This is a genomic window from Collinsella aerofaciens (assembly GCF_039752985.1).
GTDB lineage: Bacteria > Actinomycetota > Coriobacteriia > Coriobacteriales > Coriobacteriaceae > Collinsella > Collinsella aerofaciens_BT.
Map to the genome: position 1 here is coordinate 16,466 of NZ_JBDMHA010000010.1, position 24,143 is coordinate 40,608.

22 protein-coding genes and 2 tRNA genes are annotated in these 24,143 nt (G+C 61.1%); 22 read left to right on the plus strand and 2 right to left on the minus strand.

Going from position 1 to position 24,143, the window contains the following annotated elements:
* From ABHR76_RS02365 to ABHR76_RS02405, 9 genes are all read left to right on the plus strand, one after another.
* Entirely contained in the window at positions 1 to 591 is a 591-nt protein-coding gene (locus ABHR76_RS02365) for an ECF transporter S component (RefSeq protein ID WP_240128684.1), read from the plus strand.
* Positions 588 to 2,492 (plus strand): energy-coupling factor transporter ATPase, encoded by a 1,905-nt coding sequence (locus ABHR76_RS02370; RefSeq protein ID WP_346976712.1) that lies wholly within the window; start codon positions 588 to 590, stop codon positions 2,490 to 2,492. The genes ABHR76_RS02365 and ABHR76_RS02370 overlap by 4 nt, the downstream gene beginning before the upstream one ends.
* The gene (locus ABHR76_RS02375; protein ID WP_346976713.1) at positions 2,492 to 3,292 is read left to right on the plus strand and encodes an energy-coupling factor transporter transmembrane component T family protein; all 801 of its coding nucleotides are present in this window, start codon (positions 2,492 to 2,494) and stop codon (positions 3,290 to 3,292) included. Before ABHR76_RS02370 ends, ABHR76_RS02375 begins: the two co-directional genes overlap by 1 nt.
* A gap of 30 nt (positions 3,293 to 3,322) precedes the next feature.
* Entirely contained in the window at positions 3,323 to 3,769 is a 447-nt protein-coding gene (locus ABHR76_RS02380; protein ID WP_316368659.1) for a pyridoxamine 5'-phosphate oxidase family protein, read from the plus strand.
* A 44-nt stretch (positions 3,770 to 3,813) separates the two neighbouring features.
* Entirely contained in the window at positions 3,814 to 4,224 is a 411-nt protein-coding gene (locus tag ABHR76_RS02385) for a pyridoxamine 5'-phosphate oxidase family protein (protein ID WP_118272930.1), read from the plus strand.
* A gap of 257 nt (positions 4,225 to 4,481) precedes the next feature.
* Positions 4,482 to 5,552 carry an N-acetyl-gamma-glutamyl-phosphate reductase gene (argC, locus tag ABHR76_RS02390; protein ID WP_346976714.1) on the plus strand — a complete coding sequence of 357 codons (1,071 nt, stop codon included), beginning with the start codon at positions 4,482 to 4,484 and terminating at the stop codon, positions 5,550 to 5,552.
* A gap of 134 nt (positions 5,553 to 5,686) precedes the next feature.
* Complete coding sequence (gene argJ, locus ABHR76_RS02395; protein WP_346976715.1) at positions 5,687 to 6,955, plus strand: bifunctional glutamate N-acetyltransferase/amino-acid acetyltransferase ArgJ; 1,269 nt, start codon at positions 5,687 to 5,689, stop codon at positions 6,953 to 6,955.
* A gap of 81 nt (positions 6,956 to 7,036) precedes the next feature.
* Positions 7,037 to 8,017, plus strand: a complete 981-nt coding sequence (gene argB, locus ABHR76_RS02400) for an acetylglutamate kinase (protein WP_117583122.1) — start codon at positions 7,037 to 7,039, stop codon at positions 8,015 to 8,017.
* 69 nt (positions 8,018 to 8,086) lie between these two features.
* Entirely contained in the window at positions 8,087 to 9,370 is a 1,284-nt protein-coding gene (locus ABHR76_RS02405; RefSeq protein WP_346976716.1) for an aspartate aminotransferase family protein, read from the plus strand.
* A 614-nt stretch (positions 9,371 to 9,984) separates the two neighbouring features.
* Here the strand turns inward: ABHR76_RS02405 and ABHR76_RS02410 are convergent.
* A tRNA-Val gene (locus ABHR76_RS02410) sits at positions 9,985 to 10,060 on the minus strand.
* Between the two features lie 187 nt (positions 10,061 to 10,247).
* On the opposite strand from ABHR76_RS02410, the gene asnB reads away from it, so the two are divergent.
* The 13 genes from asnB (at position 10,248) to lysS (ending at position 22,283) form a co-directional block, all read left to right on the plus strand.
* Positions 10,248 to 12,128, plus strand: a complete 1,881-nt coding sequence (asnB, locus tag ABHR76_RS02415) for an asparagine synthase (glutamine-hydrolyzing) (protein WP_055286765.1) — start codon at positions 10,248 to 10,250, stop codon at positions 12,126 to 12,128.
* A gap of 111 nt (positions 12,129 to 12,239) precedes the next feature.
* Entirely contained in the window at positions 12,240 to 13,802 is a 1,563-nt protein-coding gene (locus ABHR76_RS02420) for a Mur ligase family protein (protein WP_196022178.1), read from the plus strand.
* 107 nt (positions 13,803 to 13,909) lie between these two features.
* Positions 13,910 to 14,821: an HAD family hydrolase gene (locus ABHR76_RS02425; RefSeq protein ID WP_346976717.1), complete on the plus strand. Its 912-nt coding sequence runs from the start codon at positions 13,910 to 13,912 to the stop codon at positions 14,819 to 14,821.
* A 51-nt stretch (positions 14,822 to 14,872) separates the two neighbouring features.
* A complete protein-coding gene (murI, locus tag ABHR76_RS02430; protein WP_346976718.1) occupies positions 14,873 to 15,757 on the plus strand; it encodes a glutamate racemase in 885 nt (294 codons plus the stop codon).
* A gap of 54 nt (positions 15,758 to 15,811) precedes the next feature.
* Positions 15,812 to 16,537, plus strand: coding sequence for a ribonuclease PH (gene rph, locus ABHR76_RS02435; protein ID WP_215673975.1), 726 nt, complete (start codon positions 15,812 to 15,814; stop codon positions 16,535 to 16,537).
* A gap of 140 nt (positions 16,538 to 16,677) precedes the next feature.
* On the plus strand, positions 16,678 to 17,319 hold the full coding sequence (gene rdgB / locus ABHR76_RS02440; RefSeq protein WP_022094898.1) for an RdgB/HAM1 family non-canonical purine NTP pyrophosphatase: 642 nt from the start codon (positions 16,678 to 16,680) through the stop codon (positions 17,317 to 17,319).
* A gap of 3 nt (positions 17,320 to 17,322) precedes the next feature.
* Positions 17,323 to 17,769 carry a D-aminoacyl-tRNA deacylase gene (dtd, locus tag ABHR76_RS02445; protein ID WP_055286755.1) on the plus strand — a complete coding sequence of 149 codons (447 nt, stop codon included), beginning with the start codon at positions 17,323 to 17,325 and terminating at the stop codon, positions 17,767 to 17,769.
* Positions 17,770 to 17,952: 183 nt separating this feature from the next.
* Positions 17,953 to 18,249, plus strand: a complete 297-nt coding sequence (locus ABHR76_RS02450) for a Veg family protein (protein WP_006234957.1) — start codon at positions 17,953 to 17,955, stop codon at positions 18,247 to 18,249.
* 2 nt (positions 18,250 to 18,251) lie between these two features.
* Positions 18,252 to 19,148: a 4-(cytidine 5'-diphospho)-2-C-methyl-D-erythritol kinase gene (gene ispE, locus ABHR76_RS02455; RefSeq protein WP_271730202.1), complete on the plus strand. Its 897-nt coding sequence runs from the start codon at positions 18,252 to 18,254 to the stop codon at positions 19,146 to 19,148.
* A 49-nt stretch (positions 19,149 to 19,197) separates the two neighbouring features.
* A tRNA-Pro gene (locus ABHR76_RS02460) sits at positions 19,198 to 19,274 on the plus strand.
* Between the two features lie 112 nt (positions 19,275 to 19,386).
* Positions 19,387 to 19,662, plus strand: coding sequence for a twin-arginine translocase TatA/TatE family subunit (tatA, locus tag ABHR76_RS02465; protein ID WP_022094895.1), 276 nt, complete (start codon positions 19,387 to 19,389; stop codon positions 19,660 to 19,662).
* Between the two features lie 106 nt (positions 19,663 to 19,768).
* Positions 19,769 to 20,239 (plus strand): transcription elongation factor GreA, encoded by a 471-nt coding sequence (greA, locus tag ABHR76_RS02470; RefSeq protein ID WP_006234960.1) that lies wholly within the window; start codon positions 19,769 to 19,771, stop codon positions 20,237 to 20,239.
* Between the two features lie 79 nt (positions 20,240 to 20,318).
* Positions 20,319 to 22,283 carry a lysine--tRNA ligase gene (gene lysS / locus ABHR76_RS02475; protein WP_117629265.1) on the plus strand — a complete coding sequence of 655 codons (1,965 nt, stop codon included), beginning with the start codon at positions 20,319 to 20,321 and terminating at the stop codon, positions 22,281 to 22,283.
* Between the two features lie 426 nt (positions 22,284 to 22,709).
* Here the strand turns inward: lysS and ABHR76_RS02480 are convergent, their stop codons facing one another.
* A complete protein-coding gene (locus ABHR76_RS02480; protein WP_346976719.1) occupies positions 22,710 to 23,831 on the minus strand; it encodes an IS110 family RNA-guided transposase in 1,122 nt (373 codons plus the stop codon).
* Positions 23,832 to 24,143 lie beyond the last annotated feature (312 nt).

A 24,143-nucleotide genomic window follows, 5' to 3' on the forward strand; every position in this document is an offset into this window, starting at 1 on the left:
ATGTCTGAACAGTCGCAGCATATCCATTTTGAGAACACGAATAGGTGGAGCACCAAACAGCTCGTTACCATGGCGTTGATGTGCGCCTTGGGCGCCCTGTTTATGTATGTGCAGCTGCCCATCCTTCCTTCGGCGCCGTTTTTGACGTATGACCCGTCGCTGGTGCCAGCGATGGTGTGTGGATTTGCGTATGGTCCCGGCGCCGGTACCGCTGTTGCCGCCATGGCGATCGTTATCCATGCGCTCACCACGGGTGACTGGGTCGGCGCGCTTATGAACCTGGTTGCCACGCTGGGCTACATTCTGCCCGCGGCTATCGTCTACCAGAAGATGCATACCTATAAGGGTGCCGTGATTGGCCTGGTGCTCGGCGTCATTGCCGCTACGGCGCTGTCTATGGTCGCAAACCTTACCATTGGCGTATGGTTCTGGTATGGCTCGGTCGATGTGATCGCCCCGCTCATGATTCCTGCCGTGCTGCCGTTCAACCTTATCAAGACCGTGCTTAACTCGGTGTTGACGCTGGTGGTGTATAAAGCAGTCTCCAACCTCATCACGCCTAAAAAGGACCAGGTCAAAGGCCGCGCATGATTGAGTGTCGGGGCGTTTCCTTTAGCTATGACGGTGCCGTGTCGGCACTCGACGGTGTCGATCTGAACATCGAGGACGGGGAGTTTTTCTGCATCCTCGGTGGCAATGGGTCGGGCAAGTCGACGTTTGCCAAGCATCTGAATGCGCTGCTGCAGCCCGATGCGGGAACGGTGTGCGTCAACGGCATGGACGCGTCCGATCCCGAGCTGGTCTACGACATCCGCTCGACTGCTGGCATGGTGTTCCAGAATCCCGACGACCAGCTTGTGGCGACGCTTGTCGAGGACGACGTTGCGTTTGGTCCCGAGAACTTAGGGGTCGAATCGGCCCAGATCGCGCAGCGCGTGCGCGAGGCGCTGAAGGCCGTGGGTCTGGTGGGCTTTGAGCGCCACGAGACCCATGCGCTTTCGGGTGGCCAAAAGCAACGCGTGGCGCTTGCCGGCGTGCTTGCCATGGAACCGCGCGTTCTCATTTTGGACGAGGCTTCCTCGATGCTCGATCCGCGTGGACGTAAGGGCCTCATGAAGGCTTGCCGCGCGTTGCACGCTCGCGGTATGACCATCGTGATGATTACGCACTTTATGGAAGAAGCCGCCGAGGCCGATCGTGTCGCGGTGTTTCGGGCGGGGCACGTTGCCATGCTCGGTACGCCCGAGGAAATTTTGACGCGGGCGGATGAGCTTGCGCAGCTCAACCTGGATATGCCGGAGTCGTGTCGTCTGGGCATGGCGCTTCGTACGAAGGGCGTGCCTGTTCATGCGCAGGTGCGCGAGGTGGATATGGTCGCTGAGATTGCGCAGGCTTATGCCGAGCGAAGTGGGGCAGACACCGCGGGACAGTCTTCCGCATCCCAGTTGGAAATCGCTGACGGCACTGTTCCGGTAGACAACGAGGACAACGCGTCGGAGCCCGTCATCGAACTATCCCATGTTTCGTACAGTTATTCGCTCAGTCCGCGCGAGCGCCACCGCTGGCACAAGCGCTCGGCCACTGCGGACAAATCGAACAAACAGGCTCTCTGGGGAAACGACCCAAGCAGCCCGTGGGCGCTGCGCGATGTATCGCTGACGGTGCGTCGTGGCGAGTTCTTGGGCCTTGCGGGCCATACCGGTTCGGGTAAGTCGACGCTGGTTCAGCATCTCAACGGCCTGATTCGTCTCCAGGAGGGTTCCGTTTACGCGCTGGGGCTCGACCTGGTAAACAAGAAAAATGCCGCCGCGGTTAAGGCAAAGGTCGGCGTGGTATTTCAGTATCCAGAGCGTCAACTGTTTGCCGAGACCGTGGCACAGGACGTGGCATTTGGTCCGCATAACCTTGGCTTGTCGCAGGCCGAGGTTGCCCGCCGCGTTGAGTCATCGCTCGCGCGCGTGGGGCTCGACCTGGCTACGGTGGGCGACAAGAGCCCCTTTGAGCTCTCGGGCGGGCAGCAGCGGCGCGTGGCGTTTGCTGGTGTGCTTGCCATGGAGCCCGAGGTCCTGGTACTCGATGAGCCCATGGCGGGGCTCGATCCGGCGGCGCGTAGTGATTTCCTGGGGCTCATCGATCGACTTCACCGCGATGGTCTGACCGTCGTCATGGTCTCACACAGTATGGATGACCTTGCCAATTGCTGCGACCGTATTGTCGTGATGAACGAGGGCGCGGTGTTTGCCGAGGGCACGCCCGCTCAGGTTTTTGCGCATGCGGATGAGCTCAAGTCGATCGGCTTGGGTGTTCCCGCTGCCCAGCGCATGGCGCTGACGCTTGCGAAGGCAGGCGTGCCGCTGCGCTTTGACGGCCTCTATACGGTTGAGTCACTGGCAGACGAGTTGGTGGACCTGCTAATCGGTCGCTCGGACGGTCCTTCTAACGTCGCGGACATTGCTAAATCCAAGACGGTCGCGCGAGAGGAGGGCTGCTAATGGAGGCGTTTTCGTTTGGCAGTTACTACCCCGGAGATAGTGCGATCCATCGACTGGATCCGCGCACCAAGTTGCTTCTGGGCTTTGTATTCCTGATTACGACGCTCACCGTCAGTAGCTTCCGCGGCTTGCTTCCAGTGGCGGCCTTCGTTGTCCTGATCTATGCCGTATCCCGGGTGCCGGCTCGCCGTGTCCTATCATCGATGGCTCCGCTGTTGGCGATTGTCGTGGTAGTCGCGGTGCTCAACCTGTTTACCGACCAAAGCGGGCGCATCCTGTGGCAGCTCGGCTTTCTGCAGATAAGCGAGGGCTCGCTGCGTTCTGCCGCCTTTATGGCGTGCCGCCTGACTCTGATGATGGCCGGCATGAGCGCCATTACGCTCACCACGCCCACGCTCGACCTCACCGCGGGCTTTGAGCGTCTGCTCGCACCGTTTGCGCGCGTGGGGCTCCCTGCGCATGAGCTCGGCATGATTATGGGTATCGCGCTGCGCTTTATGCCGCAGTTTGCCACCGAGATGAAGCAGACGGCGGACGCGCAAGCAAGCCGCGGTGCGCGCGTGACGGGAGGCCCGCTCGGCGGCGTGCGTATGCTCGGCAGTGTGGCGATTCCGCTGTTCACGGGCGTGTTCCGTCATGCCGAGACGCTTTCGGCCGCCATGGATGCCCGTTGCTATCATGGCGAGCAGGGCCGCACACGTTTGCATGCGCTTGCATTTGGCCGCAGCGATGCGTTGGCGGCGGTGGTGACGGCGTTGCTGCTCATCTGCGTCATCGTCATCAATCTTCAACTTGTTTAGGCGCGATTCGAGCGCAAGAAAGGGGTCCCTATGACCGAAATCGACCGCACGGCCCAACTCGAGCGCGCCTGCACATACCTCAGGCGCATCCCCGCGTGGTTTCTGGCTACGACTGATGCGAACGATGGGCATCAGCCGCGCGTAAGGCCGTTCTCGTTTGCCATGGTCGATAACGGCAAGTTGTGGTTTTGCACGTCGCGCGATAAGGACGTGTGGGCCGAGCTCAGCGCGAACCCCAAGTTTGAGCTTTCGGGCTGGAAGCCGGGGGAGTGCTGGATCGTATTGACCGGCGAGGCCGCGCTCGAGGACGATGTGGTCGTGAGCGACCGCGTTCGCGAAGCAGGCTTTAAGCACATGGTGGGCATTGGCGAGAATCACGAGAGCGCCAACGACGGCCGCCTTGCGTTTTTCTCGGTCCGCAATATCGTCGCCCGCTTCTGTGATATCGACGGCAGCGAGGAGCGCCTGGAGCTCTAGTTCACACAAACCAGGCTCCCAAACTAGCTAGTACAGGAGGAAACGTGGACGGATTGAATACGGTTTTGGAGTATCTGACGTCGGTGCCGGCATGGTATTTGGCGACGAGCGTTGACGGACAGCCTCATGTGCGTCCGTTTTCGTTTGCGCAGATCCAGGATGGCAAGCTGTGGTTTGTAACAGCGCGCACCAAAGATGTGTGGCAAGAGCTGCTGCAAAACCAGCGCTTTGAGGCCACGAGTTGGTGGCCGGGCCATGGCTGGCTCATCTTGCGCGGGCGTGCCGGCTTGGATGACCGGGCTTTAGACGAAATGCGCGAAGCCGGGTGGAAGCATCTAGAGCACCTGGGCGAGCACTATGAGGGGCCTAACGACCCCGCGCTTGTCTTCTTTAGCGTCGAGGATTCCGAGGCATTTATCTGCAATCACGACGAATGGGTGCCGGTCGAGCTCTAGCCAGCTGGCTCATCCTAACAACTTGGTTTTCGCATGGGCGGGCCCCGTATTGCCCGGCGCCGTTAGGAGCGCCGGTCAATACGGGGCCCGCTCCATTTGTCAATTCCTTCAAGCGAATGTGTCGGGAATGTTTCAATGCATGAATATGCAAGCCATTTATGTGTTCATGCATCTTTTGGTGCTAAAGTTTCAACCCACCTCATAACGACTGCTGAGAAATGCGCATCGGTGCATAAATCGCAGACAAGGAGTCTGATATGTCTTTGAAGGTTGGAATCGTCGGCGCGGCTGGATATGCCGGAGCCGAGCTCATTCGCCTCGTGCTCGGTCATCCCGAGTTTGAACTTGTTGCCATTACGTCCAACGCCGATGCCGGCCAGCCGTTGTCTGCGGTGTACCCGAGCTTCACCGGCGTAAGCGATCTTGTCTTCACGACGCATGATGCCCCCGAGCTCAAGAACTGCGACGCGGTATTTTTGGCCGTGCCGCACACGGCTGCCATGGCTCAGGTGCCCGCCCTGCTTGCCGCGGGAGTCTCCTGCATTGACCTCTCGGCCGACTATCGCCTGAGCGATCCGGCCACCTTTGAGGCCTGGTATGCCGCCGAGCACACGAGCCCCGAGTTGCTCAAGACCCGCGCCTTCGGTCTGCCCGAGCTGTTCTGCCAGGACTTAGAGACCGCTGCTTCCAACCATGCCGCTGGCAGGCCCGTGTTGGTCGCCTGCGCCGGCTGCTATCCCACCGCAACGAGCCTTGCTGCCGCTCCTGCCGTGCGTGCGGGCTGGGTGGCCGAGAACGGTCCCGTGATTGTCGATGCCATTAGCGGCGTGACGGGCGCCGGTAAGTCCTGCAACGCCCGCACCCATTTTTGCAGCGCCGACGAGAACTTGGAGGCCTACGGCGTGGGTAAGCATCGTCACACGCCCGAAATCGAGCAAATCCTTGGTCTAACAGATCGCGTCGTCTTTACCCCGCACCTGGCACCGCTCAAGCGCGGCCTGCTCTCCACGGTGACGCTGCCGCTCACGCCGCAGGCCATCGACTCCCTGACCCTTGAGGACGTTGTCGACTATTACAAGCAGTTCTACGCTGGTCGCACTTTCGTGCGCGTACTCGACGCCGGCCAGCAGCCCAAGACGGCTTCGGTCGTCGGCACCAACGCCGCCCAGATCGGCCTCGCGCTCAACAAGTGCGCGGGCGTGCTGGTGGCGACGGGCGCCATCGACAATCTGTGCAAGGGCGCTGCGGGCCAAGCAGTCCAGTGCGCCAATATCGTCTTTGGCTTTGACGAGCGACGAGGCTTGTCCACAGTGGCGTGCCCGGTGTAGCACATTCGATTGTTAACGATTTGGTAGTCGGGCATCGAGTGGGGCGCCACTCTTAAGCTGGTCTCATGATCACGACTGGCATGGCGCACCAACCGATGTCCGTTTTTTGTTTGACATAAGGAGTCATAAAGACGATGAATACCGAGCTGTTTGATATCAAGATTCGCGCCGTCGAGGGTGGCGTTACGGCTGCGGCTGGTTTTAAGGCTGCAGGCATCCACGCTGGGTTCCGCAAGAACCCCGAGCGTCTGGATTACGCGCTCGTCGTGCCCGATAAACCCTGTCCCGGTGCCGGCGTGTTTACCACCAATCGCTTTTGCGCGGCGCCCGTGCAGGTGAGCCGTGCCAACCTGGGCGGTGCCGACAAGGGCTACGGAATCATCGCCGGCGTTTCGGTCAACTCTGGCAATGCTAACGCCGCCACGGGTGAGACCGGCCTTGCATGCGCGCGCGAGACGTGCAGCATCGCATCGCAGGTCATCGGCTGTGAGCCCCAGCAGATTCTGGTTGCCTCCACGGGTGTGATTGGCCAGATTCTGCCGATCGACACGTTTGAGACCGCCATTCCTGCCGCCTACGAGGCGCTCTCCGCCCACGGTGGCGCCGATGCCGCTCGCGCCATCATGACGACCGACACGCACTCCAAGGAGTACGCCGTGTCCTACGTCAGCGAGGCGGCGGGTCATGCGGGTAATGTCTATACGGTAGGCGGCATGTGCAAGGGCTCGGGCATGATCATGCCCAACATGGCCACCATGATCGCAGTTATCACCACCGATGCCCCCGTCGAGCCTGCGGCACTTCATGCCCTGCTGCTCTCGACCGTCAAGCAGACCTTTAACAAGGTAACGGTCGATTCCGACACCTCGACCAACGACACCTGCATCATGCTTGCCTCCGGCGCCGCTGCCGCAGATGTCGAGCCTATCGTCGAGGGCTCCGATGCCTTTGACGAGTTGGCATTTGCTGTGCACGAGGTGTGCGAGAGCCTGGCGCGCAATATCGCCGCCGATGGTGAGGGCGCATCCAAGCTTGTTACGGTCAACGTTACCGGCGCCGTGAACGACGAGGAAGCCGATATCGCCGCCCGTGCCGTTGCCAACTCGCCGCTCGTTAAGACCTGCATCGCCGGCCACGACTGCAACTGGGGTCGCGTTGCTATGGCACTCGGCAAGTGCGGCGTGAAGTTTAATCAGGAAGACGTTTCCATCGACATGATGGGCATGCCTGTCTGTCGCGATGGTCTGACTGTTCCCTTTGACGAGGACGAGGCTCTACGACGTTTCGAGGCGCCAGAGATCGTGATCTCGGCCGACCTGGGCGCAGGCGACGCGGCAACGACCGTGTGGACCTGCGACCTCACGCATGAGTACATCTCCATCAACGGTGACTACCGTTCCTAGATTCCGGGCACGCTGCGCATCTTGCCGCGATTGCGGACAGCGGAGCACGGCGCGATAACGATATGAAAGACGAGGCAGATTATGAAATTCGCACGCGATTGTCGTTCGAGCGAATCCAACGAAGCAACCGCGCAGCTGCTGTTCGAAGCGCTGCCGTGGATTAAGAACCTGACCGGCAAGACGGTTGTTATCAAATATGGCGGAGCCGCCATGGTTGATGAGCAGCTGCGCCGCGACGTGATGAGCGACATCGTTTTGCTCAAGATCATCGGTATGCGCCCCGTCATCGTGCACGGCGGCGGCAAGGCTATCAACGAGGCGCTGAGCCATTACGATATTCCCGTCGAGTTTAAGAACGGCCAGCGCGTGACCACGCCGGCGACTATGGATATCGTGCGCGAGGTGTTGGGCGGCAAGGTCAACCAGGAGCTGGTTGCTGCCATCAACCACCACGGCAACCTGGCCGTGGGCGTGTCGGGCAGCGATGCCGGCACGCTCATCGCCGAGCCGCTCGACCCCGAGCTCGGTCGCGTGGGCAAAGTGACGCACGTCAACACCGACTATATCGAGCGCTTACTCGACAGCGAGTACATCCCCGTCATCGCAACCGTCGCGGCGGGGGAGGACGGCGGTTTCTTCAACATCAACGCCGATACCGCCGCCGGTGCCGTTGCTGCGGCGCTCCACGCGCATAAGGCGATCTTTTTGACCGATGTCGATGGCCTGTACAAGGACTTTAGCGACAAGGACTCGCTTATCTCCAACCTAACGCTCGACGAGGTTAACGAGATGCTCTACGGCGGCGAGGTCGATAAGGGCATGATTCCCAAACTGCGCGCGGCCGTCGATGCGCTTGCCGGCGGCGTATTTCGTGCTCACATCATCAACGGCACCACGCCGCATTCGCTGCTGCTGGAGCTGCTGACCGATGCCGGCGTCGGTACCGTGATCCATTCCACCGAGACGGCTTACGAGTTCGATACGCATCCGCATCCGCTTTCGACGTTTGCTGCGCGTCTGACCGAGAACCTCGACGAGGTCGAGAAGCTTCAGACGGTCTAGCTGACCCGCAGCCGCCCCATTCCTGCACCCATAGGTCTGCGCCGTCCGGCGCTCAACGAAAGGCATCCCATGTCACTTGCAGCTCAGCAATCGCTTGAATCCCATTACGTTATGCATACCTTTGGCCGCTCTCCGGTCGAGTTTGTCGAGGGTCACGGCATGAAGCTCACCGGCGACGATGACCGTGAGTACCTCGACTTTCTTGCCGGCATCGGCGTGTGCAGCCTAGGTCATGGCAACCTGGCTGTGCTCTCGGCGCTCGAGGCACAGACCAAAAAGCTCATGCATGTCTCCAACTATTTCTACATCGAGCAGCGCGGACAGGTCGCGGCGCTGCTGTCCAAGCTTGCTAACGACGACGTAGATGGTGCGCGCGTGCTTGCCGATGCCATTGTCGCCGGCGATGAGACCACGGCAGCTGCTCTTGGTGCCCCGGCTGCGGGCGAGCGGGTGTGGGAGACGTTCTTTGCCAACTCCGGCGCCGAGGCCAACGAGGGCTCGATGAAGCTCGCGCGCCTGTACGCCAAGCGTGCCGGTAATGGCGGCAACACCATCGTGTGCATGCGCGGTGGCTTCCACGGTCGTACGCTCGAGACCATTGCCGCCACCATGCAGGATTGGCTGCAGGACAGCTTCCGCCCGCTGCCGGGTGGCTTTGTGGCCTGCACGCCCAACGATGTCGATGAACTGCGTGCAATCTTTAAGCAGCTGGGGAGCGAGATTTGTGCCGTGATGCTCGAGCCGATCCAGGGTGAGAGTGGCGTGCACCCCATGACCGAGGAGTTTATGGCGGCAGCGCGCGACCTGGCACACGAAGTGGGCGCCGTGCTTATCGCCGACGAGGTCCAGTGCGGCATCTTCCGCTCCGGCAAGCCATTTGCATTCCAAACCTATGGCGTGGAGCCTGACATCATGAGCCTTGCCAAGGGCATTGCCGACGGCGTGCCCATGGGTGCCGTCGTGGCAAAGAAGGAGATTGCCGACGTGTTTAAGCCCGGCGATCATGGTTCGACCTTCGGCGGTAGCTGCTTGGCCATCGCGGCGTGTGCCGCGACGCTCTCCGCGCTTGTGCGCGGCGATTATGCCGAGCATGCCGCCAAGGTGGGCGCCTATATGGAGCAGGCGCTGGCTAAGCTTCCGCATGTGGTAGAGGTGCGTGGCCGTGGCCTGATGCTCGGCTGCGATCTTGACGATACTGCGGGTGATGCACACGACGTTGTGGCCCGTGCATTGGGGGCCGGTGCCGTAATCAACGCTACGGGTGCCCATACGCTGCGTTTCCTGCCGCCACTCGTCTGCGAGGAAGCCGACGTGGACAGCCTGATCGAGATCCTGTCGGATGTCTTGGGCTAACGCGGCGCAATAACTCAATTTGGACCGGGTTCCGGACTGTGGGCGTGTCCTATGCGGCATGATTCAGCGGTCTGGAGCCCGTTTTGCCTTAGATTTGCTAAGGCAGGGAGACCTGCTGGTCAAAAAACATCAAATATGAGTACTGTTACCGATTTGGTAGCAGCAATTTTGGACTAATAAGGCCAGATAGCAAGTCGAAATGACGATGAAAGCACGATTTTGATCTAACTGTTAGTCCTTATAATGGACATATGTTGCGTAACTTAAGCAAATACTGTCTATTTATATGTTGCAAACAAAGTAGCAGTACTCATTTTTGCCATTTTTTGACCACGGCCTTTGTGACAGACGTGCTGACGGGTTCGAATCCCTCTGCGATGGGCCTGAAAAAAGAAAGGCCTCCATCGCTGGAGGCCTAACAATTCAGTGGTGGGCGATGAGGGATGTCCGCGTGCGGCTGGCGCCGCCCGCTTTCGCTTCGGGTCTACGGCCCTCGCGTGCTGCGCTGGAAAACGCTTGCGCGTTTCCTCAGCTCCGCACCCTGTCGGGTTCGAATCCCTCTGCGATGGGCCCAGAAAAGAAAGGCTCCCATTGCTGGGAGCCTAACAATTCAGTGGTGGGCGATGAGGGATTCGAACCCCCAGCCTTGTGCGTGTAAAGCACCTGCGCTAACCGTTGCGCCAATCGCCCGTGCGGAGAGAGTATAGCAAAACAATCGCCCCATTCACCTCATATCCATTAAAGGTAACTGGCGCGTGTCGGCACGGAGCTGATTCAGTTGAGATTGCCTGAACATTCCGCCCCTCTTTACGCCCTCGGGTATACTCAAAAGCTACTGATTCGATTTGACGCCCAGCAACAGCAGAGGGGATAGTATATGTGCGGTTTTGTCGGTTTTGTCGGTGGGACGGATAACCAATCCGAGGTGCTCACCAAGATGATGGACCGCATCGTCCATCGCGGTCCCGACATGGGCGGCCAGTTTATCGACGGCCGCGTTGCCCTCGGCTTCCGTCGCCTGTCGATCCTCGACCTGACCGAGGCTGGCGCCCAACCCATGGCCAACGAGGACGGTAGCGTCGTCATTGTCTTCAACGGCGAGATCTACAACTTCCAAGAACTCCGTTCCGAGCTCGAGGCCAAGGGCTACAAGTTCCACTGCGGCGCCGACACCGAGAGCCTCCTACACGGCTACGAGGAGTGGGGCGAGGCCGTACTCGATCGCTTGCGCGGTATGTACGCCTTCGTCATCTGGGACAAAAAGAAGAACAAGCTTTTTGGCGCCCGCGACATCTTTGGCATCAAGCCGCTTTACTACTATCCCATGGCCGATGCGGGCGACGGCGCTCCGGGCGTGCTCTTTGGTTCCGAGATCAAGAGCTTCCTGGACTACCCGCACTTCCACAAGGCGGTCAACAAAAAGGCTCTGCGTCCGTACATGACGCTGCAGTATTCGGCGACTGAGGAGACCTTCTTCGAGGGTGTCTACAAGCTGCCGCCGGCGCACTACTTTACCGTCGATATCCCGACCGGCAAGATGAACATCGAGCGCTACTGGGATTGCGATTACTCTGCCGTCGAGAAGCCGTTCGAGGAGTATGTCGACGAGCTGGACGAGGTCGTGCACGAGAGCGTCGAGGCCCATCGCATCGCCGACGTCAAGGTCGCGTCGTTCCTCTCCGGTGGCGTCGACTCCAGCTACATCGCCGCTTGCCTCATGCCCGACAAGACCTTCTCGGTGGGCTTTGACTACAAGAACTTCAACGAGACCAACTACGCCAAGGAGCTTTCCGATAAGCTCGGCGTCGAGAACGTTCGCAAGATGATTACCGCCGACGAGTTCTTCGGTGCGCTCGAGGACATCCAGTATCACATGGATGAGCCGCAGTCCAATTTGTCTTCCGTGCCGCTGTGGTTCTTGGCCGAGATGGCCCGCAAGGACGTTACCGTCGTGCTTTCGGGCGAAGGCGCCGACGAACTCTTTGGTGGCTACGCCTACTACGAGGATACGGTCCCGGTCCGCAAGTACAAAAAGATGGTGCCGCTGCCCATCCGTCGCGCGCTCGGTAACCTGGCGCTGCATATGCCGTACTTCAAGGGACATAACTTCCTGGTCAAGGGTGCCGAGATCCCCGAGAAGTCGTTCCTGGGACAGGCTCTGGTATGGCCGGAGCGCGAGGTCGACGGCGTGCTCAAGCCCGAGTACAACACCGGCGACGGCGCCTTTGAGCTCGCTGCACCCATCTACGCACGCGTGAAGGGTCAGCCCGAACTGGTCAAGAAGCAGTACCTGGACATGAACATGTGGCTCCCGGGCGACATTCTGCTCAAGGCCGACAAGATGTGCATGGCACACTCACTGGAGCTGCGCGTGCCCTTCCTGGACCGCAAAGTCATGGAGTTCGCCGAGCACATTCCCGACCGCTACCGCATCAACGAGAACGGCAACAAACAGGTACTCCGCCACGCTGCCAACAAGTCGCTGCCCGATGAGTGGGCCACCCGTCCCAAGGTGGGCTTCCCGGTGCCGATTGTCTACTGGCTGCGCGAGCAAAAGTGGTACGACTATGTCAAGGAGTACTTCACCGCGCCGTGGGCAAGCGAGTTCTTCAATACCGACGAACTCATGCACCTGCTCGATCTGCACTTTGCGGGCAAGGGCGATTTCCAGCGCAAGATCTATACGCCGCTCGTGTTCTTGGTGTGGTACAAGCGCTTCTTTATCGACGAGGACCAGCCCGCTGTTCGGGCTGCCTAGCCTCGGCTGACGAACGCCTGCGCGTAACGGCTCCTCCGGGAGCCGTTTTTGCGTGGGTGCGTTTCAGTTACTATAAAACCGTCCCTGCCAAATGGCTGAGAAAGGTGAAAGATGCACCATTCGGATTCCGCGACCGTGACCACGGTCGATACGCTTGCCAAGCTTCTCGATGTGTGCGGCGAGCTGCGCGCATCAGAGCAGGTTGACGAGCGTGCCGTGACCGGCTGCTCGTTTGATTCGCGCGCGGTCTCGGCAGGTGACGTGTTCTTCTGCAAAGGTGCTGCCTTTAAGCCCGCGTTTTTGAGCATGGCGCTCGATGCGGGCGCCGTCGCATTTGTGTGCGAGGAGTCACTGGTCGAGTCTCTGGAGCCGCTGGCGCAGGAGAGCGGTGCTGCGATGCTGGTTGTTGATAGCGTTCGCACGGCCATGGCCCTGTTGCCGCCGGAGGTCTACGACCGTCCCGACCACGACGTCAAGATCGTGGGTATCACCGGTACCAAGGGAAAGACCACGGCCGCTTTTATGCTCCAGTCGATTATCAAAGCGGCGGGCGAGTCCTGCGGCATGATCGGCTCGGTGAGTACCGACGATGGCATCGAGTGCTACGAGAGCACCAATACTACGCCCGAGGCCCCCGAGGTCTGGCGCCATATCGCCAACTGCCGCACGTCCGGTCGCCAGTCCATGGTCATGGAGGTTTCGAGCCAGGCGCTCAAGTACCAACGCGTCGAGAATCTGCCGTTTGACGTGGCGTGCTTCCTCAACATCGGCCGCGACCACATCTCGCCGATCGAACACCCCACGTTTGAGGATTATTTTGAGAGCAAACTCAGGATCTTTGACCAGGCAAAGACCGCCGTGGTGAATCTAGGCACCGAAGAGGTTGACCGTGTGCTAGAGGCAGCGTCGACGGCCGATCGCTTGGTGACCGTTGGGGTCGAGCATCCCGAGGCGAGCCTGTGGGCAAGCGACGTACGCATGGTCGGCTTTAGCATCGAGTTCAACTTGCATGGCCTGTGTGCCGACGAGTCCGAGACGGGGGAGAAGGTCCTGCTGGGCATCGCGGGCGACTTTAACGTGGAAAACGCGCTGGTCGCTATCGCCGCTGCGCGCGAGATCGGCATCGGTATCGAGGCTATCAAGAAGGGCCTCTCCAAACTGCGTGTGCCGGGCCGTATGGAGGTCGTGGAGTCGAAGGACGGCCGCGTGATCTGCGTCGTCGACTATGCGCACAACCAGCTTTCGTTCCGTTCGCTTTTCTCGTCGGTGAAGCGCGCGTTTCCCGCTAGCCCCGTCATTGCGCTGTTTGGCGCTGCCGGCGGCAAGGCGCAGGAGCGCCGCGAGCAGCTTCCGCGCGAGGCCGCACCGTATTCCGACCTGATGATCTTTGCCAACGAGGATCCAGCTCACGAGGACCCGATGAAGGTCTGTCGCGAGCTTGCCGAGCATGTTCCCGACGATACGCCGAACAAGATCATCCTCGACCGCGAAGCCGCTGTGCATGCGGCGTTCAAGGCGGCGCGCGAGGAGTACGTCAACCCTGATGCTCCCACCATTGTCTTGCTGCTGGCAAAGGGTGACGAGGAGCTCATGCACGTGGGCGACGAGTTCGTGCCCATCGAGAGCGACCTTTCGTTGGCCAATCGCCTGATCGATGTTACCCAGTTTGACTAATGAACCATGATGGCGGCGGCGCCCTGAGTGCGCTGTCGCCATAAGCGTGTTCCCTCAATCAAAACATGCCGTCCAAGTCCAAACCCTTCTACGTAAACGGAGTAACCATGTCCCACAACACCCTGCCGACCGTTGCCGAGCTTTCGGGCGAGATGCGCGAGCGCTTGGCCAAGGTCAAGTACGTCTTTACCGACCTGGATGCCACGATGCTCGCACCCGGCTCGTGCGTGCTACGCGACAACGACGGCAACCCCTCGACCAAACTCGTCGAGGCCGTCGTGGCGCTCGCTCGCGCTGGTATTCAGGTGGTTCCCACCTCGGGCCGCAACCGTACCATGATCCACGAGGACGCGCGCGTGCTCGGTCTCAACTCCTACATCGGCGAGATGGGCGGCCTGGTCATGTACGACCTCAAAGCCAACGATTGGGAGTATCTGACCGGCGACATGCCTTACGACCCCGCCTGCGGCCTTACTCCGCACCAGGTGATCGAGCAGACCGGCGTGTGCGAGAAGATCCTTGCCCGCTGGCCGCACAAGATCGAGTACCACAACGACATGTCGACCGGCTACAAGTACCGTGAGGTCACCGTCGGCATGCGCGGCGATGTGCCCGACGATGAGGTCCAGGCCATCCTGGACGAGGCCGGCTGCGGTCTGATCTGGGCTTGCAACGGCCATCTGACTCACCTGTCCAAGCCGACGACGCTCGAGCTCGATCGCGTCGAGGACGGTCGCGCCTTCAACATCAATCCGGCGGGTCTTAACAAAGGCGTTGCCATTGCGCGCTTCTGCGAGCACCTGGGGATCGAGCGCGAGGAGACGCTTGCGCTCGGCGACTCCGAGTCCGACTTCTACATGGCCGACCATGTTGGCATGTTCTGCCTGGTCGAGAACGGTCTGACGAGCGCCGGTGCCCCGGAGTTCTTGGACGCCTGCGACAATGCCTATATTACGCGCGGCAAGATTGTCGACGGTTGGGTGGCAACGGCCGAGCTGCTGGTCGCAGCCCGTTCGTAGCGCGACGCATCACGATTGGTTGCATTTTTCGAGAGAGAATCTGGTGAGGTAATGTCCGATATCGATAATATGGCCGGGGACACGCGTCCGATCGGCGTGTTCGACTCGGGCCTGGGCGGCTTGACGGTCGCGCGCGCGATCGCAACGGCACTTCCGCACGAGTCCGTCTACTATTTCGGTGACACTAAGCGCTGCCCTTATGGCACCCGCACCGAGGACGAGGTTCGCTCGTTTGCGCTGCAGGCGGGCCGCTGGCTATCGAGGCACGACGTTAAGATCATGGTCATCGCCTGCAACACGGCGACCGCCGCGGCCTTGCGTTTGGCTCAGCAAGTGCTCGACGTTCCCGTGATCGGCGTGATCGCCCCGGGCGCGCGCGCCGCCATCAACAGCACGCGTACGCGTCGCGTGGGCGTGCTCGCCACCAATCTCACCATTCGCTCGGGCGCCTACACGCGCGCCATTCAGGACCTGGATGCCGGCGTCGATGTATACGGCTGTCCTGCCTCGAGCTTTGTCGAGGTTGTCGAACACGAGCTCGCCTCGGGTGCACATCTGCAGGAACAGTGGCTTGAGAACGAGGACATCTTCGATACGCCTGCCGTGCGTGCGCTGGTGGGTGCCACGGTTGAGCCGCTGCGCGACCACGGTATCGATACCGTGGTGCTCGGCTGTACGCATTTCCCGCTGTTGGTGGGACCTATCCGCCATGCGCTGGGGCCTGGGGTGCGCGTCGTGAGTTCCGCCGAGGAGACCACGCGCGAGCTGACCGATATCCTCACGCGCCGCGAGCAGCTGGCGGGCGACGCCGCCGAGCCGCAGCATCGTTTTGCCACGACGGCCGATAACATTGCCGAGTTTGCGGTGGCGGGCAGCTTTATCTTTGGTCAGCCGCTCAAGAGCATCGAACATATCGATATCGATGAGCTGAAATAGATGTAAGGCAGCCGCCAAAGCCTTCGCCACATCTTTTGCCGAAAGGAAATTTCTATGGAGTACATGCAGGTCAACCGCGCCAACGATCGCGCCGCCAACGAGTTGCGCCCCGTTAAGCTCACCCGTGGCGTCATGAAGCACGCCCACGGCTCGTGTTTGGCCGAGTTCGGTGACACGCGCGTGCTGTGCGCCGCCACTATCGAGGAGGGCGTGCCGGGCTGGCGAAAGGGAGCTAAGGCCGGCTGGGTGACCGCGGAATACGCCATGCTGCCGGCGTCGACCGGCAAGCGCTGCAAGCGCGAGCACGCCAACCGCAAGGGTCGCTCCATGGAGATCGAGCGCCTCATTGGCCGCAGCCTGCGTACCGTTGTCAACATGAAGGCGCTCGGCGAGTACACCGTCACCGTCGACTGCGATGTGATTCAGGCCGATGGCGGCACGCGTACAGCGAGCATCACCGGCGCCTGGGTGGCGCTGCACGACGCCCTCGCCATGTGGGTCGAGGCGGGCAAGATCGAGCGCATCCCGCTTATCGGCCAGGTGGCTGCCATCTCCATGGGCGTTGTCGACGGCAATACGCTGCTTGACCTCGATTATTCCGAGGACAGTCACGCCGAGGTCGACATGAACCTCGTCGCCACCGACACCGGCGAGATGATCGAGCTCCAGGGCACCGGCGAGCAGGCGCCCTTTGACCGCAAGCGCCTCAACGCCCTGCTCGACCTGGGCGACAAGGGTATCGCCGAGCTCATCGAGCTTCAGCGCCAAGCCATCGCCTAACCTGCCAAAAGGGACAGGTTTATTTTGGTAGGTTTTATCTGCTGAAATGCTGCGTTGAAAGGTCCGATCGCCTGAGAGGGGAGGGGTCAAGTGCCCAAACGCCCCTCACGCGGCTTGCTATAGAGACAAGGAGGCCAGTTATGGCACTTGAGAAGATTGACATCGACACCCTCGACCCGGCGGCGACCATCGTCGTGGCAACGGGCAACGCCCATAAGCTCACCGAGATCGAGGCCATTTTGGGCAAGGTCATGCCCGAGGTGCGCTTTGTGGCGCTCGGCCAGCTGGGTGATTTTGAGGATCCCGAGGAAAACGGCACGACGTTTTTGGAGAACGCCATCATCAAGGCCCAAGCCGCGGTTGAGGAGACGGGCCTTATGGCCATTGCCGACGATTCGGGCTTGGTCGTTGATGCCCTGGACGGCGAGCCGGGCGTGTATAGCGCGCGCTATGCGGGCGTGCATGGCGACGATGCCGCCAACAACGCCAAGCTGCTCGTTAACTTGGAAGGCGTGGCAGACGAGGATCGCACCGCGCGTTTTATGAGTGTCGTCGCGCTCATCGACACGGATGGTCTGGTCACCTATGGTGAGGGCGCCTGCGAGGGCGTTATCGCGCACGAGGGCCGCGGCGATCACGGCTTTGGCTACGACCCGCTGTTCCTGCCGGTCGACACGCCGGGCAAGACCATGGCCGAGCTGACGGCGGACGAGAAGAACGCCATCAGCCATCGATTCCATGCGCTCGAGCACCTATCCGCCAAACTGACGGGCGAGGAGTAGGCCGTGCGTGCGGTGGTGCAGCGCGTACTCAACGCCGGCGTGACGGTCGACGGCGAGTGCGTGGGCCGCATTGGACGCGGCTACCTGGTGCTGCTGGGTGTGGGCCATGGCGATACGCGTGCCGAGGCCGATAAGCTGTGGGGCAAGCTCCGCGGGCTGCGCATCAACGAGGACGAGAACGGCAAGACCAACTTGGCGCTTGCCGATGTCGACGGTGAGGTGCTCGTGGTGTCGCAGTTCACGCTGTTCGCTGACTGCCGCCACGGTCGCCGCCCATCGTTTACGGATGCCGGCGCGCCCGATGTTGCCAACGAGCTCTACGAGTACTTCCTGACGCTCGTTCGCCAAGATGTCGAACACGTGGCGCACGGCATTTTTGGCGCCGATATGAAAGTCGACTTGGTCAACGACGGCCCATTCACCATCGTCTTGGACACCGATAACCTTTAGGTTACGCGGTTTTACCAAACCGCGTAACAACTGGTCATGCGAGATTGTCGTCTGGTACGTATTCGAGACCGGGCTTTTTTAGCTACTTGCGTATGGCCACAACAGGGTGCTATAGTATTAGAGTTTTGTCTATCTTAGGGGTATTATCCCCTTTTTGAATTGCACCTTCTGGAGGCCCTGTTCATGGAAGAGATGGAAGTCAATCACGTCGACGACATCCACGAGAAGCTGACCGATATGGTGGGCGATCGCGTCAAGGTTAAGGCCAACATGGGCCGTACCCGCGTCGTCGAGCGCATGGGCACCATCAAGAGCGTCCACCCGGCCGTCTTCATTGTCGAGGTTGACGAGCGTCGTGGCCGCAAGTCGCGTCAGTCCTACCAGTATATCGATGTGCTCACCGGTCAGGTCGAGCTGTTCGACCCCGAGAGCGGCGAGCATATCTTTACCCCGCTCGGCAATCAGCTCGAGGAGCATTAACGGTGACCGATCGGTCCCTGACTCTTTCCGCGCCGGCAAAGATTAACCTCTACCTGGGGGTTCATACCGAGCGCGATGACCGCGGCTACCACAGGGTCGATTCCCTGATGGCGGCCGTCGGTCTTTCCGATACCGTGACGGTCACGCCGGCGCAGGCGCTGACCGTCCAGACGGTTCCGGCATCAGATTTTCCCATGCAAAAGAATACGGCGTATCGGGTTGCGGTTGCTATGGCCGAGCATTATGGTCGCGAGGCAAACATCTGCGTGACGATTGAGAAGCGCATTCCATTGTGCGCCGGCTTGGGCGGCCCCTCGACGGATGCGGCCGCGGTCATTGTCGCCTTGGCAGAGCTCTGGGGCATTGATCGCACCGACCCAGCGCTCGACGATATTGCGCGGGGCATTGGTGCTGACGTCCCGTTCTTTTTGCACGCGAGTCCTGCGTTCTACGTAGGTGGGGGAGACGTGCTGGCAACTGAGTACCCCGCGCTGCCCGCGACGCCCGTCGTGCTGGTCAAGCCGCGCGAGGCAAGCGTTTCGACAATTGAAGCCTATCGACGTTTTGACGAGGCCCCGGTGCCTGCGGACAAGCCCGGCGCGATAGCTTCTGCCTTGCGTGCTGGTGATGCCGAGACGGCATATGCACTCATCCATAACAATCTGGGTGTCATTTCCGCACAGATGGAGTCGCAGATTCAAACGGTCCTCGACTGGCTGCGTAAACAGGACGGAACCGTTGCTGTAGATGTGTGCGGATCGGGTGCCTGCTCGTTTGCCATTTGCGACACCGCTGCCACGGTCGAAAGGCTTGCCGATGCTGCCCAGCAAAATGGCTGGTGGGCCTGCGCGACTGAGTTTATTCCCAACACGGTTCAAATCGACGCGCCAAAGAAATAAAAATTTCTCTAGCACGCGGCGAAAATCTTTGTTACTATAGTCGAGCTAACGGGTTGTGGCTCAGTTTGGTAGAGCACTGCGTTCGGGACGCAGGGGTCGCTGGTTCAAATCCAGTCAACCCGACCAGAGCATGAGGAGGGACCGCTTCTTGCGGTCCCTTTTTTTAGCTAGTGTTGTGATACCGCGATACCCGCGGTATACTCATTCGAGCTTGTCTCGCTGTATTGTGGAGGTCTACATGTTTGGACTGAGGGCTCCTGAGCTCATCATTATTCTCGTCGTTGTCCTGATTATCTTCGGGCCCAAGAACCTGCCGAAGCTCGGCAAGTCCCTCGGCTCTACCGTCAAGAATATCCGCGAGGGTATGGAGGGCGACGATAAGGCCGAGACCAAGCAGGCCGAGGAGGTCGTGGTCGAGCAGTCCGAGGAGGACAAGGAGATCGCTGAGCTCGAGGCCAAGCTCGCTGCTGCCAAGAAGAAGCAGGCAGAGGACAGCGACGCGGACGCAGAGTAGTCCCATCCCTTTGGGGTGAGCACCTGACCGGCTTGCCCGCAGGCTAGCCGGTCTTTTTCGTTTTGTTGACAGTTGATTGTTTGATCAGAGTTGGGGAGATATCCGTATGGACGCAAGCCAGATCGTACTGACCGCTGAGGGCCGCCAGAAGCTCGTCGAGGAGCTCGCCTGGCGTGAGGGCGATTACGCCAAGGAGATCGTCGAGGACATCAAGGAAGCCCGCGCGTTCGGCGACCTTTCGGAGAACTCCGAGTACGATGCCGCCAAGGACAAGCAGGCCCAGAATGCTGCTCGTATCGCCGAGATCCAGGCCATTCTTGCCAACGCTCAGGTTGCTGCCACCACGGGCGATCTGACCGTCTCCATCGGTTCCACCGTTTCGCTGATTGATCCCAACGGCGAGGTCATGGAAGTCACGCTCGTTGGTACCACCGAGACCAACTCGCTCGAGCACAAGATCTCCAACGAGTCTCCGGTCGGTCACGCCATCATCGGTCACGGCGAGGGTGATTCCGTCGAGGTCGTTACGCCTTCCGGCAAGACTCGCGTCTACACCATCGCCAAGATCGCACGCTAGACCACGGTCCCGCGTAAAGGTATGTTTTCGCTCCCTGGGACCGAATCCTGGGGAGCGTTTTAGTTTGAGGAGCTAACTTATGGCAGAGAACCAGAACGCCGCCGATCAGGCATCGACGCTCAACGACGAGCGCGCCACCCGCCTGGCCAAGCGCGCCGCCCTGTTCGAGGCGGGCCAGAACCCCTATCCCGAGCACTCTGAGCTTGAGGACTACGTCGCCGATATCGAGGCTAAGTACGCCGAGCTTGCCGATGGCGAGGACACCGAGGACGTCGTGAAGATCGCCGGCCGCGTGGTCGCCAAGCGCGGTCAGGGCAAGATCATGTTCATCGTCGTGCGCGATGCGACTGCCGAGATTCAGCTGTTCTGCCGCATCAACGACATGGACGAGGCCGCCTGGAATACGCTCAAGGCCCTCGACCTGGGCGACATCCTGGGCGTGACCGGCGTGGTCGTGCGCACCCAGCGCGGCCAGCTTTCCGTTGCCCCTAAGAGCGCGACCCTGCTTTCCAAGGCCGTTCGTCCGCTGCCCGAGAAGTTCCACGGTCTTTCCGACAAGGAGACCCGCTATCGCCAGCGCTATGTCGATCTGATCGCCAACGACGACGTTCGCGAGACCTTCCGTAAGCGTTCGCAGATTCTCTCTACCTTCCGTCGCTTTATGGAGTCCGACGGTTACATGGAGGTCGAGACCCCCATCCTGCAGACCATCCAGGGCGGCGCTACCGCCAAGCCGTTCATTACCCACTTCAACGCGCTCGATCAGGAGTGCTACCTGCGTATTGCCACCGAGCTGCACCTCAAGCGCTGCATCGTCGGTGGTTTTGAGCGCGTGTTCGAGATCGGCCGCATCTTCCGTAACGAGGGCATGGACCTTACCCACAACCCCGAGTTCACCACGATGGAGGCCTACCGTGCCTTCTCAGACCTCGAGGGCATGAAGGCGCTCGCCCAGGGTGTCATTAAGGCGGCTAACAAGGCCATCGGCAACCCCGAGGTCATCGAGTACCAGGGCCAGACCATCGACCTTTCTGGTGAGTGGGCCAGCCGTCCCATGACCGACATCGTCTCCGACGTGCTCGGCAAGCAGGTCACCATCGACACGCCGGTCGAGGAGCTTGCTGCCGCCGCGCGCGAGAAGGGCCTGGAGATCAAGCCCGAGTGGACTGCCGGCAAGATCATCGCCGAGATTTACGATGAGCTGGGCGAGGACACCATCGTCAACCCGACCTTCGTGTGCGATTACCCCATCGAGGTCAGCCCGCTCGCTAAGCGTTTTGAGGACGACCCGCGTTTGACTCACCGCTTTGAGCTGGTCATCGCCGGCCACGAGTACGCCAACGCATTCTCCGAGCTCAACGACCCGGTCGACCAGGCTGAGCGCTTTGCTGCCCAGATGGCCGAGAAGGCCGGCGGCGACGATGAGGCTATGGAGTATGACGAGGACTACGTGCGCGCCCTCGAGTACGGTATGCCTCCCGCGGGCGGCATTGGCATTGGTATCGACCGCGTGGTCATGCTGCTTACTAACCAGGCTTCTATCCGCGACGTCCTGCTGTTCCCGCACATGAAGCCCGAGAAGGGTTTCCAGTCCGGTGCCGCTGCCGCCAAGGCTGCAGAGGCCGGCAACGCCGCGAGCCCATTCGTTAAGTCGCTTAAGCCCACGCTCGATTACTCCAAGATCGCCGTTGAGCCGCTGTTTGAGGAGTTCGTCGACTTTGATACCTTCTCCAAGAGCGATTTCCGCGCTGTGAAGGTCAAGGCATGCGAGGCCGTCAAGAAGTCCAAGAAGCTGCTGAACTTTACGCTCGACGACGGCACCGGCACCGACCGCACCATCCTCTCCGGTATTCACGCTTATTACGAGCCCGAGGACCTGGTTGGCAAGACCTTGCTCGCCATCACCAACCTGCCTCCGCGCAAGATGATGGGTATTCCCAGCTGCGGCATGCTGATCAGCGCTGTCCACGAGGAGGAGGGCGAGGAGCGCCTCAACCTGATCCAGCTCGACGCCTCCATCCCCGCCGGCGCAAAGATGTACTAACTTGTTACGCGGTTCTACGAACCGCGTAACGGCTCGACGCTGCGCGGGCCGCATTTGGACAATCTGACGTTCAACTTCAAGGGCGCGACCAGAAGGTCAGCGCCCTTTCGTTTCACGTCACCTTGTCTCAAATGCGACCCGCTCGCTCATATGACCCAATCCGCTGTCAAGAGCCACAATGGCCCCGCCGACCGCTTGCAATCGGTCGGCGGGGCCTGCCGTTGAACCCGTCCCGGTCCGCCCCCGGCATGTCGTCGACGCCTTCGGCTCAGTCTCATATCCGCGGATACCGCTCCGGCGGCCCGCAATCCTCTCCTTCGGCGGGGCTCCCCAAGTCTGACTACGCGCATGCGGCCGCTGCCGCGCGCCCAGCGAAAGCGGGGGTATCCCCGAAGGCTGCCCGGCTCGCCGGGACGGGGGCTATGTCTATTCGGTTGCCTCCCGGCACATCGCGCCGAGGGCCCACAGCCACCTCACGAGCTCGGCGGCGGTGGCGGCGTTCGCCTTCGCCTGGGGCATGCCCCTGGCGAGCATCTCCTCGCGGCGCCGGAGCAGGCGCTCGGAACCCTTCCTCCCGTGCATCCTCACCTCGAGCGGGACGCCGCTGCCCTTGGGCATCAGCTTCGGTTGGTGGCTCGCTTGGACGTAGCTCCAGGACCCCTCGACTGCCAACCTCCTGACGAGCGCGTTGCCGGCCCCGCTGATCCCGCCGAGGCGCACGGAGTCCGCGCTCGACCTCTGCTTCGGGGCGAGGCCGAAGTAGGACGTCACCTGCCTGCCGGAGCGGAACCTCGAGAAGTCGCCGACCTCGGACGCGAAGGCGGCGGCGAGCGCGAACCCGCACCCCTTGATCGACTGGAGCGCCTCGACCTCCGCCGAGAGGGGGCCCGCCGCGACGGCGGCCCTGTACTCGGCGAGGAGGTCGTCGCGCGTCTCGGCGGCCGCCTCGACCTCGTTCCTCAGCGCCGCAAGCGCCCGGATGCCGCCGTCGTCGGCGGGCCGGACCTTGTCGAGCCACCTGAGGAAGTCGTACGTCCAGTACCTCCGGGGGTTTCCGGCCGGCGTCGTGCCGCCGTAGGCGTAGCCACGGCGGGCCAGGAACGCCAGGAGCCGCTGCTTCGCCGCCGCGAGCCTCGCGGTCGCCGCGTCGTGGGCCCCGGCGAGGTCCCTGAGCCCCTCGATCTCGGGGGACGGCACCCATACCGGGGAGATATCGTGCGACAGTATCGCCTTGGCCATCCTGGCGGCGTCGTTCCTGTCGTTCCTGGAGGCCGAGTCGGCGGCCGACCTGGGGATCTTCGAGACCGCGGCGACGACGCACTCGACGCCGAGCCCGGCGAGCTCCCTTTGCGGGGCGAAGCCGAGGTAGCCGCTCTCGTAGGCCGCGAGCGACGGCCCGGGGAACCCATCCATCCACCCGGCGATCTCGCCCCAGGGGTTGCCGGGGAACCTCCTCGTCACGGCCTCGCCGGTGTCCGCGTCGAGGGCGCAGACGGTGGTCGACCTCAGGTGGACGTCCATCCCGAACGCGGTAGAATACTTTGGCATGGGAGCCTCCCAACCTCGTTGCGGCGCGGCTGCGCCTATGGCACTTCAACATCATTGTCGCAGCCCCGACCCGCGGTCACGAGCGGGGGCTCCTGTCGTTTCCGTGCCCCTGGATTGGGTCATAGTGTCTGACTTATGCTCAACCTGCGGCGCCATTTTTCTTGAAGGCACCTTGCTCGCTCTGGCGGGCTTTCGCTGTCCGTCCTCTATCTGCGGTGTTGCCCTGGTTGGCACTTAGGGACGTTCCTTTTAATATGAGCAGGACATTGTCAAGAGGCAAAATCGGGCCTGGCCCCAACGATATGGGGTCAG